Origin of the sequence: Blautia sp. 1001283B150304_161114_C9 (assembly GCF_015668165.1) — a bacterium.
In the GTDB taxonomy this organism is placed as follows: Bacteria; Bacillota; Clostridia; order Lachnospirales; family Lachnospiraceae; genus Blautia_A; species Blautia_A wexlerae.
On record NZ_JADPGO010000008.1, the window covers coordinates 45,697 to 62,214 of the forward strand.

Consider the following 16,518-nt stretch of genomic DNA (forward strand, 5'->3'; position numbering starts at 1 on the left):
CATGGAATTATGGTATTCCGAGTTCCATACAGGAAATGTAAAGCTTTCTGTCCGGATTAACCGACAGTTATTTTCAGGGGAAAGTGAATTTCAGAGAATCGATGTGTTTGAGTCTGAAGAATTTGGGAGATTTGTGGCTCTGGACGGTGAGATCGTATTCTCTGATAAAGATGAATTTATTTATGATGAGATGGTCACGCATGTGCCAATGACAGTACATCCCAATGTAAAAAATGTTCTGATCATCGGCGGCGGTGACGGTGGAGTTGCCAGAGAACTGATCCATTATCCACAGATTGAGAGCATTGATGTGGTGGAATCCGATAAAATGTTTGTGGATGTATGTGCGGAGATGTTTCCGGATATTGCCCAGGGACTGAAGGATGAGAGAGTCAACATTTATTATGAAGACGGCCTTCGGTTCCTGCGGAATAAAAAGGCCAGATATGACCTGATCATCAATGATTCCACAGATCCGCTGGGACATACAGAGGGACTTTTTACAAAGGAATTCTACGGAAGCTGTTATAAGGCTCTCAGAGATGACGGAATCATGGTTTATCAGCATGGAAGTCCTTTTTATGATGAGGATGAGGTGGAATGCAGAAAGATGCACAGAAAGGTTTTCCGGTCATTTCCGGTGAGCAGGGTTTATCAGGCACATATCCCTACCTGTCCCTCGGGATACTGGCTTTTTGGATTTGCATCAAAGAAATATCATCCACTGGAAGATTTCAGGCCGGAGAGGTTTGATAATCTTAATATAGAAACATGGTATTATACAACAAACCTTCACAGAGGAGCATTTATGCTTCCAAAATATGTAGAAGATTTACTGGAAGAGGAGGAAAACAGTTTATGAGCAGATTATTGGTAATCGGATGTGGTGGGGTAGCTTCAGTGGCAATTCGCAAATGCTGTCAGAATAGCGATGTTTTTACAGAGATTATGATCGCAAGCAGGACAAAGGAAAAATGCGATGCACTCAAAGAGAAGATTGAAAGTACAACGAAGACAAAAATTGAGACAGCAAAGATAGATGCGGATAATGCAGCAGAGGTCGCAGAATTGATCAGAGCCTATAAGCCGGATGCTGTCCTGAATGTGGCACTTCCATATCAGGATCTTACCATCATGGATGCATGTCTGGAAGCCGGTGCGGATTATATTGATACTGCCAATTATGAAGCAGAGGATACAGAAGATCCCACATGGCGTGCAATCTATGAAAAGAGATGTAAAGAAAAAGGCTTTACTGCATATTTCGATTATTCCTGGCAGTGGGCTTATGATGAGAAATTTAAGGAAGCAGGACTGACTGCTCTTCTGGGAACCGGTTTTGATCCGGGTGTTACCAGTGTATTCAGTGCTTATGCCCTGAAGCATTATTTTGATGAAATCCATACCATTGATATTCTGGACTGTAACGGCGGTGATCATGGATATCCTTTTGCCACAAACTTTAACCCGGAGATCAATCTTCGAGAGGTTTCCGCAAATGGTTCCTACTGGGAAGACGGACATTGGGTAGAAACAGAGCCTATGGAATTTAAATCTGTCTACGATTTTCCTGAGGTAGGAAAGAAGGATATGTATCTTCTTCATCATGAAGAGATTGAATCACTGGCAAAAAATATTCCGGGAGTACAGAGGATCCGTTTCTTTATGACATTCGGACAGAGTTATCTGACACATATGAAATGTCTGGAAAATGTAGGAATGCTTTCCACCGCACCTGTGGAATTTAATGGACAGGAGATTGTGCCGATCCAGTTTTTGAAAGCTCTTCTGCCGGATCCTGCATCTCTGGGCCCGAGAACAGTGGGTAAAACAAATATCGGCTGTATTTTCACAGGTGTTAAGGACGGAAAAGAGAAAAGTATTTATATTTATAATGTATGTGATCATCAGGAATGCTATAAAGAGGTGGAATCCCAGGCAATCTCCTATACAACAGGTGTTCCGGCTATGATCGGTTCCATGATGGTAGTGACAGGACAGTGGAAGAAGCCGGGTGTATTTAATGTGGAAGAATTTGATCCGGATCCATATATGGAAGCACTGAACAAATGGGGACTTCCATGGAAAGTCTGCGAAGATCCTGAACTGGTAAAGGTCTGGAAAGCCAATGAAGATTGATCAACTGCAAACTCCCTGCTATGTGATCGATGAGAAGAAGATGCGGGAGAATCTGGAGATTTTGAAAAAAGTCCAGGAGGATACCGGGTGTAAGATCCTTCTGGCGCAGAAAGCGTTTTCCGGCTTTGCCCTGTATCCCATGATCGGAAAATATCTGGCAGGTACCACTGCCAGCGGTCTGTTTGAGGCAAGGCTTGGATATGAAGAGATGGGGAAAGAGAATCATGTTTTTTCCCCTGCTTACCGTACAGAAGATATGGAGGAACTGGATCGGATCTGTGACCATATTATCTTTAATTCCACAGCACAGCTGAAAAAATTTAAAGAAGTGTGTACCGGAGCCAGTCTGGGACTCCGTATTAATCCGGAATGCTCCACTCAGGGGGATCATGCGATCTATGATCCCTGTGCGCCGGGTTCCAGGCTGGGGGTTACCAGAGAGAACTTTGACGGGGAATGTCTGAAATGGATCGACGGACTGCATTTTCATACGCTCTGCGAACAGAATGCGGATGACCTGGAGAAAACATTGCAGGCGGTAGAGGAGAAGTTTGGAGAATTTCTGTCTGAGGTTTCCTGGCTGAATATGGGCGGCGGACATCATATTACCAGAGAGGATTATGATGTAAAGCTCCTGGAAAAATGTATTCAGCATATGAAGGAAACCTATGATCTGGATATTTATCTGGAGCCCGGGGAGGCTGTTGCCCTGAATGCCGGATATCTGGTGACAGAGGTTATGGACATTGTGGAAAATGGAATCAGAACGCTGGTTCTGGATGCTTCTGCAGCCTGCCATATGCCGGATGTGCTGGAGATGCCCTATCGTCCGCCTCTTAAGGACAGCGGGGAAGCAGGGGAGAAGGCATATACCTACCGCTTATCTTCCTGCACCTGCCTGGCAGGAGATGTGATCGGAGATTATTCCTTTGACAGAGAGATCCGGATCGGGGACAAGCTGTATTTTATGGATATGGCGATTTATTCTATGGTGAAGAATAATACATTTAACGGTATGCCGCTGCCGGATATTGCGGTTATGCATGAGGACGGAGAGTGTGAGGTTATCAGACATTTCGGATACGAAGACTTTAAGAGCCGGCTTTCCTGATATCTGCCGGGTTATCAAAGAAAAGGAGACAGACATGGAAGTTACAGAGAAGAACAGAACAAAATATCGTATGCCCGGAGAATTTGAGCCTCATGAGGGATGTGTGATGATCTGGCCGGAACGTCCCGGTTCCTGGAATTATGGGGCAAGGGAAGCACAGAAAGCATTTGTGAAAGTTGCAGAGGCTATTGGAGAGAGCGAAAAGGTGTATATGCTGGTTTCCAAAGCTCAGATGGAGAATGCAAAGAATCAGCTTGGGAATGTTTCCGGTGTGACTTTGCTGGAATGCGAGACAGATGACGCCTGGGCCAGAGATGTGGGAGCAACCATGGTTCTGGATGAGAAAGGGGCGGTCTGTGGAGTTGACTGGCAGTTTAATGCCTGGGGAGGAGACTTTGACGGGCTTTACCGGAACTGGGAGAAGGACGACAGGGTGGCTGCCTTTATCTGCAGGACTCTTGGTTGTCCATGTCTGGATGCCAGACCTTTTGTGCTTGAGGGCGGTTCCATCCATTCTGACGGAGAGGGGACTCTGATCGTTACAGAGGCCTGTCTTCTGAGTCAGGGACGCAATCCTCAGATGAGCAGGGAACAGATAGAGGAACAGTTGAAGTACTGGCTCGGTGTCCACAAGATTATCTGGCTTCCATGTGGAATCTATCAGGATGAAACCAATGAGCATGTGGATAACGTGTGCGCTTTTGTAAGGCCCGGAGAGGTTGTGCTTGCATGGACAGAGGATGAGACAGATCCGCAGTATGCCATGTCTTTGGCTGATCTGAAGGTGCTGGAACAGGAAACAGATGCAAAAGGCAGAAAATTTAAGATTCATAAGCTTCCGATTCCTCAGAAACCGGTCTGCCTTACCCGGGAAGATGTGGATGGCTTTGTGTTTGAAGAGGGAGAAGACGAACGGGAAGCAGGAGAACGGATGGCTGCCAGTTATGTGAATTTTTATATTTCCAATGGAGGGATCATCCTTCCACAATTTGGGGATGAAAATGACAAAAGGGCAGTGGAGATTCTGCAGAAGTGTTTTCCTGAAAGAAGGATTTATCCCATTGATGCCAGAGCCATCATTGTCGGCGGTGGAAATATTCACTGTATTACCCAGCAGATCCCCGGAAAAAATATCTGACCCTGATGCAGAAAAACTTTGAGAGTCATGTGTTTGAGGGTTATACCTGAAAGTTATGAAAAAACTTACTTATGTAAACAGGAGCAGGAGGAACAGACAGGATGAGAAATGTAACAGTGGCAGCAGTTCAGATGAAATGCAGTAAAAGTGTGGAGAAAAATATTGCCCATGCAGAGGAACTGGTGCGTCAGGCAGCAGCAAAGGGAGCTGAGATTGTTCTTCTTCCGGAGCTTTTTGAACGGCCCTATTTCTGCCAGGAGCGCAGATACGAGTATTATGAATATGCGCAGACTGCAGAGGAAAACCCTGCAGTGCGTCATTTCAGCAGGGTAGCGGCAGAGCTGGGGATTGTGATTCCGGTCAGCTTTTATGAAAAAGAGGTCAATAATACTTATAACAGCGTTGCGGTTCTGGATGCAGATGGAAAGAATCTCGGTATTTATCGGAAAACACATATTCCGGATGACCATTATTATCAGGAAAAATTCTATTTCACACCGGGAGATACCGGCTTTAAGGTTTTTGATACCAGATTTGGAACCATTGGAGTTGGAATCTGCTGGGATCAGTGGTTCCCGGAAACGGCAAGATGTATGGCACTGCAGGGAGCAGAGCTTCTCTTTTATCCCACTGCCATCGGAAGTGAACCCATCCTGGAATGTGACAGCATGGAACACTGGAGAAGATGTATGCAGGGACACGCTGCCTCCAACCTGATCCCTGTGATCGCTGCCAATAGAATCGGTGAGGAAACAGTAGAGCCATGTCCGGAAAACGGAATGCAGAAATCTGCTCTTAATTTTTACGGCTCTTCTTTTATCACAGACAACACAGGCGCTCTCTGTGCAGAACTGCCCGGAGGGGAAGAGGGGGTGCTTGTAAGCACTTTTGACCTGGATGCATTAAAGGCAGACAGACTGAACTGGGGACTTTTCAGAGACCGCAGACCGGAGATGTATGCAAAAATTGTCGGGAAATGACATACGAGCCAAACTTCCATTGCCGCAGGCAATCTGGAATGAATTTTGGCTCAGTTACTGAGAACGGAGTGAACAGTAACTGAGTTTATAAGAATTTCATAAAAAGTTTATGATTATATTAGTTGCTACCTGCGGTATATATGGTAAAATAAGAGTACGAACGTTACTGATAACGGAGAGAGCAGTAGAGTTTTGATATGTATTTCTGGCAAAATGGAGTGTAGAAGATGAACAGAAAAGAATTTTTGGAAATCCTGAGAAGCCAGCTTGCCGGGCAGATGCAGGAAGGCAAAGCAGCGGCACATATCAGGTATTATGAAGATTATATACAGTCTCAGGTACGTGGCGGACGTTCAGAGCAGGAGGTACTGCAGGAACTGGGAGATCCACATCTGATAGCAAAAACTCTGATCGATACAGATGATGGAAGTACACAGGAAGATTACGGAGAGTATTCTTCTTACGGAAGCAGTTATGGCAATGAGACAGAGCTTCCTCATCAGCAGGAGAAAAGATGGAAAAAAGTAATCGATCTTTCTACCTGGCATGGCAGGGCTGTTGTTATTGCAGCAGCGGCTGTTATAATTATTTTACTGATACTGATAATCGGAGTTGCGATTCCGTTTTTTATTATTCTTGCAATTATTCTTTATTTTCTTTCATGGCTGAAGAAAAGAAATGATCAATGAAAATCTGTGCAGGGTTTCAGAAAAGGAACCCTGCGCAGAATCTTAAAATCTTAAGTGTAAACGTTCTTGTTTCACGATATTAATTCCCCTTGAATATTTATAATCATACATTTCAACTTATTTCTATTCTTTAATCCTGCCTGGTGCAGGGAAAAATCCCACATTCATTTTTATATTTTTTGTTCGGAAAGGAGACGGAAAATGAAACACAATTTCAAACTGAAAGAACGCCTTGGAGCTTTGCTGCTTGCAATGCTTTTTATTCTGCAGGCAATTCTGGGGCTTGTGCCTGTCTGCGTAACTCAGGCGGCACCGTTAACTGTAGAAACATGGGACAGTGACAAGGTGGTAGATTATGGTTATCGCTTTAACATGAAGTTTCAGCCCGGAATTACCACATATGAATCTTTTGGGTGTGATAATCTGGACAGGGAAGCTTTTTCAGACAATGGAAAAAGCGAACGCGACACAGAGTGCGTTCGTGTAGGAGTGGACTATAAAGCCGGAAGCGCAGGGATGCGTTATAACAATGTAGGAAAAGATGGAAATGGAAATATTGTTGATGTCAGACTCATTCTTGTGGGAGTAGAGAATGCAGAACCCCGTTATGATCTGCGCACTGCAGAATCGATTGTTCAGAATAAAGGCGGAGCTACGTTTGCATGGAAAGATAATGAAGCTTATCCAATGGTTGGCTTTTCCAAAAACAGTATCGGTGTATTTATTTATTCTGTAGGATACGCAAAGGTTAAGTTTCAGTTTCTGAGGCATGGAACAGAAGAAACACTGCCGATCAGTGGCCATGGAACCATACGTGATATTGATGCGGGACAGGGAGTCCGTATTCCGTCAGACAGCAGTCTGGATAATGCATATGTTCTGAAAAACAATGATTATCTGACGGTAGATGGAAATTCTGTAAGCTCACCCCTTGGTTCCGTTGAGCCGGATGATCCGAGAGGATGGCTGAATCTTTTTTATGATACAGATAATTTTACGGTAGAATTCTGTCATCAGTTCAGACTGGATAAATGGGATAAAAGTCGTGAAGATGCCATTGCAAAAGCCGGTTCTCAGGAAAGATGGGCAGAGATTACAAGAAATAAATATCTGGATCCATCAGGCAACAGTTATTGTTCGAACTTTAAAGGACAGAAATACTGCAAAGCATATGCATATTTTGATTTTACATCCTATTGTTTCGGTGATGTTGAGATGAAAAAAGCGCCTGAGAAACGTGTGGGAGAGGCAAACTGTACATGGGAACAGGCAGCTGCCGCATCAAAAGAAAAACCTTTTGGCATTCGTCAGGGACAGGAATTTCAGTATATGATCCGGGCGGAGGTGACACCCAATAGACTGAAATCCTTTGTGGTACAGGATATACTTGAGGATTGTCTTACTATAGAGGATGCATCAAAAGTCAGTATTGTGAATGATGCAGGGCAGACAGTGACAGACTGGTTTGATGTTGCTGTTGAAGGACAGAAAGTGACCTGCAGGGCCAAAGCAGAGAGCCTTCAGGATGAAGCATTTACAGATAATCAGACTTACACATTTACTTTAAAAGTACGCCAGAGACCGGAATCAGAAATTAACATTTCAAAATACCTTGCAGAGGATGGATACAGTATTCTTGTACCAAACCATGCATCCATGAGTTATGAACGTACAAACGGAAGCGGAGATACAATGGATACGGAAACAGTGTGGGTAAAGGGTGTGATTCCACCGGAACTGGAAGTAAAGAAAAATACTTCTCAGTATGAATGGAAAACGGGAGATATCATAGATTATGAGGTTCTGGTTTCTCAGACAAAACAGGATGTAAAAGCAGTAAATGTTGTTATTACAGACGAGCTTCCATCATGTCTGCAGCTTCTGGAAGGGCAGTATGCTGCAGAGACAAGTCAGGGAGGTGAGAACTGTACGCTTACCGGACAGGGAGAAAATGGATGGAAAGCAGAGTGTCCGTCCCTGAAGTATGGAGAGACGATCACAATCCGTTTTAAATGTCAGGCATCTGCGGATTCCAATGGACAGGAATGGGAAAATATTGTGACTGCAACAGCGGATAATCTGATCAATCCTGAGACAGGAGAACAGGAATCCAGAAAGGATATGGCAGAAGTATGGCCGAACAGTCCACAGCTTGAAATTGATAAAACAGCAGACAAATATGAATGGCAGGCAGGAGAGCAGGTAGCTTACCGGATTGTGGTGAATAATGTGACGGCAGGAACAATTGCAAAAGATGTAACTGTTACTGATATTGGTCTGCCGCAGGGACTGGTTCTGGCAGGTGGTACACAGAGCATGGAAGTACTGGGAGTTCAGCAACAGGTAAACTATCCCGTACCGGATAAGAAAACAGGACAGGCATATGAAGCGAGACCTGTGGATTCTCAGTTGAATGCAGATGAGAACGGATTTTCCTTTTATTGTTCTTATGTACCATACAGTCAGCCTGTAACGATTATTTTCCATTGTATCGCACAGGAAGAGGCAAATGGACACGAAAGCGTAAATGCAGCAACTGTAAAAGCTGCTAATACAGATGAGAGATCTGATGATGCAGAAGTATATGTAAATTCAGGAGAATTCTGGATTGAGAAATCTGCAGATCATTATGAATGGCAGGTCGGAGAACAGGTACAGTACAATGTGGTGGTGGAGAATAAAAAAGCAGGTACAGTGGCCCGGAACGTAACTGTCTGGGATACCGGTATGCCGGCAGGACTTGCGCTTTCATCGGCAGAGGATGTATCGGTAAGCGGAATCCCACAGAATATTACGCAGCTGACAGCAGGGACCAAAGATATTTTGAACCAGCTCAATCCGGAATTTTATAATGAGACATCAGAGAAACCGGTGAATTATGAATTTCTTCAGGAGGGAAGCGGATGGAGACTGAACATTTCAGATCTTCCGGCAAATACTCCGGTTATGATTTCTTTCCTTTGCACAGTTACGGAAGCGGCAAATGGAATGGAAAGCATTAATGTTGCCAATGTGCAGGCGCAGAATGCCCCTGTTTCACAGGATGACGCAGAAGTGTATGTAAATACAGCAGTTCTTTCTATTGAGAAAAGTTTTCAGAATCCATATCTGGCAGCCGGGGACGGACGTGCGGAAAATGAATTTCGGGTAGGAGAACAGGTGAATTATCAGGTTACGGTTAATAATCTTCAGAAGGGATCTATCGCAAGAAATCTTGTGATCAGTGATCTTTCCCTTCCTGAAGGGCTGGCTCTGGACGGAGCTGAAGATGCTGTTACTGTAAGCGGTGTTCCGGCTGTTGTTCAGAATCCGGTGGCAGGAACTGATGATGCAGGAAATCAGCTGAATCCGGAAAATTATAAAGAAACAGTGGAAAAACCGGTCAGCTGTCAGGTTACACGTCAGGGAACCGGATGGATCGTGACGATTTCAGATCTTCCGTATCAGACACCTGTGACTGTTAATTTCCGCTGTACTGCGCAGGAAAGCGTAAATGGGATGGAGATCGTAAATACAGCACAGGCGTATGCAGATAATGCACAGAAAGTAAAGGACTCCTCAAAAATCTGGGTGAACTCGCCTGTTCTTAAAGTAGAGAAGACGACGGACAAACCATTTTACAAATATGGTGATATTATTACATACCGCATTGTCCTGACACAGGAGCAGACCGGATGTGTGGCGCGTAATGTTACTTTGCAGGATGTGATCGATACTCAGGGAGTACGTCTTCTGAAGGATTCGGTGATTCTGATGGATGAGAAAGGAAATGTGGCAGATGCTGATGTACAGATTAATGATGATAATACTTTCCTGATGTCAACAGGCAGGACACTGGTCAGGGATAGCAGATATAGTATCTGCGATAATGATAAAGGCGGTCTTTTTGAGCAGGTAATGTATAATCCTCTGGACTGTCAGGAACAGAAAAGTATGATCGTGGAATATCAGGCAGCAGTGATTGATGCAGCCCTGGCAGGACAGAAGGTGCACAATACTGCAGTTGTAGACAGCAGTGAAAAGATACCTGCAACCGGGAAAGCAGAGACAGAGGTACACAGTCCGATTCTGGAAATTGTGAAGGAATCAGATAAGAAAGAGTATGCGTCCGGTGAGAAAGGATACTATAAACTGACAGTAAGACAACTGCGTGAGGATGTCACAGATCAGAATATTGTTATCGAAGATAAACTGGAAACCCAAGGGGCTTCCATTGTAAAAGACAGCATTTTTGTGAAAAAAAACGGTATAGAACTGAAAGATGCCAAAATAGAGGCAGATGATACAGGATTTGTAATTCAGACAGGAGCATCGTTGTCAGATATGGATAAAATTGAAGTCTGCTATGAAATGGTATTTAAAACAGAAAGCACAGAGCCTGAAAAAATTGTAAACACAGCGAAAGCAAGAGGTGATATTTCACCGGAAATTACTGCACAGCAGGAGGCATATGTGAAAGCAAAAGCAGAACCGACTGCCACACCAACACCGTCTGCAACACCGAAACCAACAGAAACACCAAAGCCGACAGAGACACCAAAACCTACAGAAGTACCGAAACCGACGGAGCAGCCAAAAGCCACACCAACACCATCTGTACCGGGAACCTGCCCGAAAATGACTCCTGTACCGACGAAAGCACCGTTAGCATCTTACAATGGTGGAAATAATGGAGGCATAACTTCCGGAAGCGGAGGCAGCAGTTACGCAAATTCGGGTGGATATACCGGTGGATACGGAAGCTATCAGGGTGGTTCCATGGCAGGAAGTTCTAAAACAGGAGATGTCAGACCGTTTAAAATGATGGCTGTTCTTGGCCTTATCGGAATGGGACTGCTGATAGGAGGTGTGGTGATCTACAGAAGAACTGTTTCCGGGAAAAGAAATATAAAGGGTATGCCGCGGAAATGAAAAAACTCAGAACATTTGCAGTAAGTATGATCATAGCAGCAATTGGGCTTCTTATATATTGTGCCGGCTTCTATATAAAAAGTTATGAACAGAATCTTGCAGCAAGGCAGGAATATGCAGAGCTTTCCCAAATGGCAGGGGTGAAGAACAGAGAAGGTGCCGGATTATTGGCAGATGGCAAAAAAACTGATGAAGACAGCAGTACAAAAAACAGTGAAAAAAAACGCAGGAAAAAACAGAGAAGATCTTCTGAATCAAAAAACAAAAACCATGCAGATGAAATCAGGGAATCCTTCGGGATTTCCTGGGAAAATTTAAGAAAGATCAACTCTCAGACAGTTGCCTGGATTACTGTCCCGGGAGCCGATATTTCTTATCCTGTAGTTCAGGCGGCGGATGATGAATATTACCTGAAACATAATTTCAGAGGAGAGGAAGATCTGTTTGGATGTATTTTTCTGGAACATGACATAAAAAAGAATTTTACAGATTCCCACAGTATTCTTTACGGGCATAATATAGAAGGTAATATGATGTTTGCAAATCTGAACCGTTATGAACAACCTGAATTTCTGAAAAAATGTCCTGAAATTGAGATCACAACACCAAAAAGAAAGTTTCTGTACAAAATTTTTTCTGTGGAACAGGCATCTTCCCAAAGCCCGGCATTTGAATATGGATACAAGTTATCCAGTCCTGCATACAGGAGACAATTATCTATATTGAAAAATAATTCCATGTATGACACAGGAGTAGAGCCTGATGAAAGGGAGAGAATGGTGACTCTGATCACCTGTAATTCACGTCTGGATAAAGAAATACGTATGGCGGTACATGGGATTTGCCATGAATGTTATGGTATAGAAAAAGCTGAGCCGAAGTGATGTTGAAATCAATCGGATATTGGTAACTTTCGTAAAGGATGAACTGTTACTGTTTACATATCACTATCCCTCGAGGTGTTTTGGAAAAAACTAATGAAAAATCTCTCAATATTTTGTATAATTTATGCATAAAAAACAACTTGTTCGTACGTGCGTACAAGTTGTATCCTAAATACAGGAGGGAAGAAGACATGACAGATAATGGAAAGCCGAAATATTTCTCACTGATGGAACAGCTCAGAAGTGATATTATGTCAGGAGCTATCCGACCGGGAGAGAAGCTTCCTTCAGAAAACGAGCTTTCACAGAAATATTCCCTGAGTAGACATACAGTTCGTAAAGCACTGGGAATCCTGGAGCAGGACGGATATGTAGAGGCATTTCACGGAAGAGGTACTTATTGCTCTGAGAATATGCGCCATATAAAGAATTCAAAGAATATTGCGGTAGTGACCACATATATTTCTGATTATATTTTTCCGAGACTGATACAGGGAATGGATAATGTCCTTTCAGAAAGCGGTTACAGTATTATCCTGAAAAACACAGCAAACAGCAGACAGAAGGAGGCCAGATGTCTGGAGGAACTTCTGAAGAAAGATATTGATGGACTGATCATTGAACCAAGCAAAAGTGAGATGATCTGTAAACACAGAAATCTTTATCAGAATCTGGATAAATTTGAAATTCCGTATGTGTTTATTCAGGGAATCTATTCAGAAATGAGGGATAAACCTCATATTCTTATGGATGATGCACAGGGAGGCTATCTTGTAACAAAATATCTGCTGGAACTGGGACATAAAAAGATCAAGGGTTTCTTTAAGGCAGACGATATGCAGGGACTGGAGCGCCACAAGGGATATGTGAAGGCCTTACAGGAGTCAGGGATTGCCTATGATCCTGATGATGTTGTCTGGTTTCATACAGAGGACAGGAAAGTAAAACCTGCACTGATGGCAAAAGAAATGGTACAGAGCGGACAGCTTCCGGATGGAATCGTCTGTTACAATGATCAGATTGCTGTTCAGGTTATGGAAGAACTGGAGAAAATGGGAGTCAGGATACCGGATGATATTTCCATTACCGGTTATGACAATTCACTGTATGCTCAGCGAGGAAGCGGAATCACAACGATAGCTCATCCGCAGGAAAAGCTGGGAGAAATGGCAGCAGAGCTTATACTTGAGAAGATCAACGGAGTTCCTGAAGAAGAAAGTAAGGTTGAAAGACTGATTTATCCGGAACTGATCATACGGGGATCATGCAGAAAAATATTGTAAACAAATGAAATAAATAAAAAATAAGAATAAATCCAGGAGGAATTTTATCATGAAAACAGGAAGAAACTATAAGTTCTGGTTTTGTACAGGTTCACAGGATCTTTACGGAGATGAGTGCTTAAGAAAAGTTGCTGAGCATTCCAGAATCATTGTTGAGGAATTAAACAAGAGCGGTGTTCTTCCATTTGAATTAGTATGGAAACCAACACTGATCACAAACGAACTGATCCGTAAAACATTTAATGAGGCAAATGCAGATGAGGACTGTGCAGGTGTTATCACATGGATGCATACTTTCTCACCGGCAAAATCATGGATCCTTGGTCTGAAAGAATACAGAAAACCGCTTTGCCATCTTCATACACAGTTTAATGAGGAGATTCCTTATGATACCATTGATATGGATTTTATGAATGAAAACCAGTCTGCTCATGGCGGTCGTGAATATGGTCATATTGTTACAAGAATGGGAATCGAAAGAAAAGTTATTGTCGGACACTGGGCAGATAAAGATGTTCAGGAAAGACTTGCTTCCTGGATGCGTACAGCAGTTGGTATCATGGAGAGCAGTCATATCCGCGTATGTCGTGTAGCAGATAACATGAGAAACGTAGCTGTTACAGAAGGTGATAAAGTAGAAGCACAGATTAAATTCGGATGGGAAGTTGATGCTTATCCTGTAAATGAGATTGCTGATTATGTAAAAGATGTAGCTAAAGGTGATGTAGATGCGCTGGTAGATGAATACTACAGCAAATATGATATTCTTCTTGAGGGAAGAGATCCGGAAGAATTTAAACGTCATGTAGCAGTTCAGGCTCAGATTGAGATCGGATTTGAGAAATTCCTGGAAGAGAAAAATTATCAGGCAATCGTTACACACTTTGGAGATCTGGGTGCTCTTAAACAGCTTCCCGGACTTGCAATCCAGAGACTTATGGAAAAAGGCTATGGATTCGGTGCAGAAGGCGACTGGAAGACAGCTGCAATGGTTCGTCTGATGAAGATCATGACAGCTGGTGTAAAAGATGCAAAAGGAACTTCCATGATGGAAGACTATACATATAACTTTGTACCTGGAAAAGAAGGAATCCTTCAGTCTCATATGCTTGAGGTATGCCCGTCTGTCGCAGATGGTAAGATTGGCATTAAAGTATGCCCGCTTTCCATGGGTGACAGAGAAGATCCTGCAAGACTTGTATTCACAAGCAAGACAGGCCCGGGTATTGCAACATCCCTGATCGATCTTGGAGACCGTTTCCGTCTGATCATCAACGATGTGGAATGCAAGAAGGTTGAGAAACCGATGCCGAAGCTTCCTGTAGGAAGTGCGTTCTGGACACCACAGCCAAATCTTAAGACAGGTGCAGAAGCATGGATCCTTGCAGGCGGAGCCCACCATACAGCATTCTCCTATGACCTGACAGCAGAGCAGATGGGTGACTGGGCAGCAGCTATGGGTATTGAAGCTGTTTACATTGATAAAGATACAAATATTCGTGATTTCAAGAATGAACTGAGATGGAATGAACTTGCATTCAGAAAATAATAATTTTTGTAATTAATACAGAGGCTGCCATATCAGGCTGAAATTAATTGCCTGGGATGGCAGCCCTGAGAAGTTTAAAGTAATAAAAAGTATGTTAAAACCGTAAAATTTCCATGGTAAAACAATAAAAGAAATGCAATAATATTGGTGTACAAACAATATATGATTATAGATTGTCGAATGATCTGTAATCATAAATAACAGAGAAACAGGGAGGTACATAAAAATGGGAGCAGCAGAAGCAAAAGCAGCGATTCTCGCTAACAAAACAGCGCTTGGTATTGAATTTGGTTCTACCAGGATCAAAGCAGTACTTGTAGATGATAAAAATCAGCCAATCGCATCTGGCGGTCATGAATGGGAAAATCGTTATGAAAACGGTGTCTGGACATATAGCCTTGATGATATCTGGACAGGCATTCAGGACTGTTATCAGGATATGGCAAGGGATGTGAAGGCAAAATATGACATAGAACTGGAATCTGTAGGTGCATTTGGCGTCAGCGCCATGATGCATGGATATATGCCATTTAACAAAGAGGGAGAACTTCTTGTACCATTCCGTACATGGAGAAATAATATTACAGGGGAAGCCAGTGAAAAGCTGATGGAGCTGTTTAATTACAATATTCCTCAGAGATGGAGTATCGCACATCTGTACCAGGCAATTCTTAATGGCGAGGAACATGTAAAAGATATCGATTATATTACAACTCTGGAGGCTTATGTCCACTGGAAACTGACAGGAAAGAGAGTTCTCGGTATCGGTGACGCAGCAGGTATGTTCCCGATTGATACCACAAAGGCAGATTACAACCAGGAGATGGTTGATAAATTCGATGAACTGGTTGCTCCTTATGGATTCTCATGGAAACTTCGCGATATTATGCCGAAAGCCCTTGTTGCAGGTGAAGATGCCGGTGTTCTTACAGAAGAAGGTGCGAAACTTCTCGACGTAACAGGAAAACTGAAAGCCGGAATCCCGATGTGCCCTCCGGAAGGTGATGCAGGAACAGGCATGGTTGCCACAAACAGTGTAGCAGTACGTACGGGTAATGTTTCCGCAGGAACTTCTGTATTTGCCATGATCGTTCTGGAAAAAGAGCTTTCCAGACCTTATAAAGAAATTGATATGGTTACCACTCCGTCTGGACATCTGGTAGCTATGGCTCATTCCAACAACTGTACTTCTGACCTGAATGCATGGGTAAATATATTTAAAGAGTTTGCAGAAGCTATGGGTATGGAAGTGGATATGAACAAACTGTTCGGAACCCTTTATAATAAAGCACTTGAAGGAGATCCGGACTGTGGCGGACTTTTGTCCTACTGTTATTTCTCAGGTGAGCATATGACAGGCTTTGAAGAAGGACGTCCGTTATTTGTACGTTCTCCTGAAAGCAAATTTAACCTTGCAAACTTTATGAGAACTAATCTGTATACATGCCTTGGAGCCATGAGAGTAGGTCTGAACCTTCTGTTTGAGAAAGAAAATGTAAAAGTAGACCGTCTTCTTGGTCATGGAGGATTATTCAAGACAAAAGGCGTAGGACAGCAGATTCTGGCAGATGCTGTCAATGCACCGGTATCTGTAATGGCTACTGCAGGTGAGGGCGGAGCCTGGGGAATCGCACTTCTTGCTTCTTATCTGGTAAATAAAGAAGAAGGTGAGACTCTGGAAAGCTTCCTTGATAATAAAGTGTTTGCAGATCAGGAAAGCAGCACACTGGATCCAAAACCGGAAGGTGTGGCTGGATTCAATGCATTTATGGACAGCTATATGAAAGGTCTTTCTATTGAAAGAGCAGCAGTAGAGTCTGAAATCTGGTAAATG

General features: G+C 43.2%; 11 protein-coding genes. All 11 read left to right on the forward strand.

What is annotated here, in order from left to right; genetic code table 11:
• Position 1 precedes the first annotated feature (1 nt).
• The 11 genes from speE (at position 2) to I4V44_RS06115 (ending at position 16,515) form a co-directional block, all read left to right on the forward strand.
• Complete coding sequence (gene speE / locus I4V44_RS06065) at positions 2–862, forward strand: polyamine aminopropyltransferase (protein WP_008708139.1); 861 nt, start codon at positions 2–4, stop codon at positions 860–862.
• Positions 859–2,139, forward strand: a complete 1,281-nt coding sequence (locus tag I4V44_RS06070) for a saccharopine dehydrogenase family protein (RefSeq protein WP_026649004.1) — start codon at positions 859–861, stop codon at positions 2,137–2,139. Before speE ends, I4V44_RS06070 begins: the two co-directional genes overlap by 4 nt.
• Complete coding sequence (gene nspC, locus I4V44_RS06075; RefSeq protein WP_196002490.1) at positions 2,129–3,250, forward strand: carboxynorspermidine decarboxylase; 1,122 nt, start codon at positions 2,129–2,131, stop codon at positions 3,248–3,250. The genes I4V44_RS06070 and nspC overlap by 11 nt, the downstream gene beginning before the upstream one ends.
• 34 nt (positions 3,251–3,284) lie before the next feature.
• Positions 3,285–4,388, forward strand: coding sequence for an agmatine deiminase (gene aguA / locus I4V44_RS06080; protein ID WP_128866614.1), 1,104 nt, complete (start codon positions 3,285–3,287; stop codon positions 4,386–4,388).
• Between the two features lie 101 nt (positions 4,389–4,489).
• A complete protein-coding gene (aguB, locus tag I4V44_RS06085; RefSeq protein ID WP_008708143.1) occupies positions 4,490–5,368 on the forward strand; it encodes an N-carbamoylputrescine amidase in 879 nt (292 codons plus the stop codon).
• A gap of 227 nt (positions 5,369–5,595) precedes the next feature.
• A complete protein-coding gene (locus I4V44_RS06090; protein ID WP_118409074.1) occupies positions 5,596–6,057 on the forward strand; it encodes a DUF1700 domain-containing protein in 462 nt (153 codons plus the stop codon).
• 201 nt (positions 6,058–6,258) lie between these two features.
• Positions 6,259–10,968, forward strand: coding sequence for an isopeptide-forming domain-containing fimbrial protein (locus I4V44_RS17755; protein WP_118586835.1), 4,710 nt, complete (start codon positions 6,259–6,261; stop codon positions 10,966–10,968).
• A complete protein-coding gene (srtB, locus tag I4V44_RS06100; RefSeq protein ID WP_243100801.1) occupies positions 10,965–11,852 on the forward strand; it encodes a class B sortase in 888 nt (295 codons plus the stop codon). The genes I4V44_RS17755 and srtB overlap by 4 nt, the downstream gene beginning before the upstream one ends.
• Positions 11,853–12,043: 191 nt before the next feature.
• Positions 12,044–13,135, forward strand: a complete 1,092-nt coding sequence (locus tag I4V44_RS06105; RefSeq protein WP_008708150.1) for a GntR family transcriptional regulator — start codon at positions 12,044–12,046, stop codon at positions 13,133–13,135.
• 49 nt (positions 13,136–13,184) lie between these two features.
• Positions 13,185–14,684 (forward strand): L-arabinose isomerase, encoded by a 1,500-nt coding sequence (gene araA, locus I4V44_RS06110; protein ID WP_008708151.1) that lies wholly within the window; start codon positions 13,185–13,187, stop codon positions 14,682–14,684.
• Between the two features lie 226 nt (positions 14,685–14,910).
• The gene (locus I4V44_RS06115) at positions 14,911–16,515 is read left to right on the forward strand and encodes a xylulokinase (RefSeq protein ID WP_055053063.1); all 1,605 of its coding nucleotides are present in this window, start codon (positions 14,911–14,913) and stop codon (positions 16,513–16,515) included.
• Positions 16,516–16,518 lie beyond the last annotated feature (3 nt).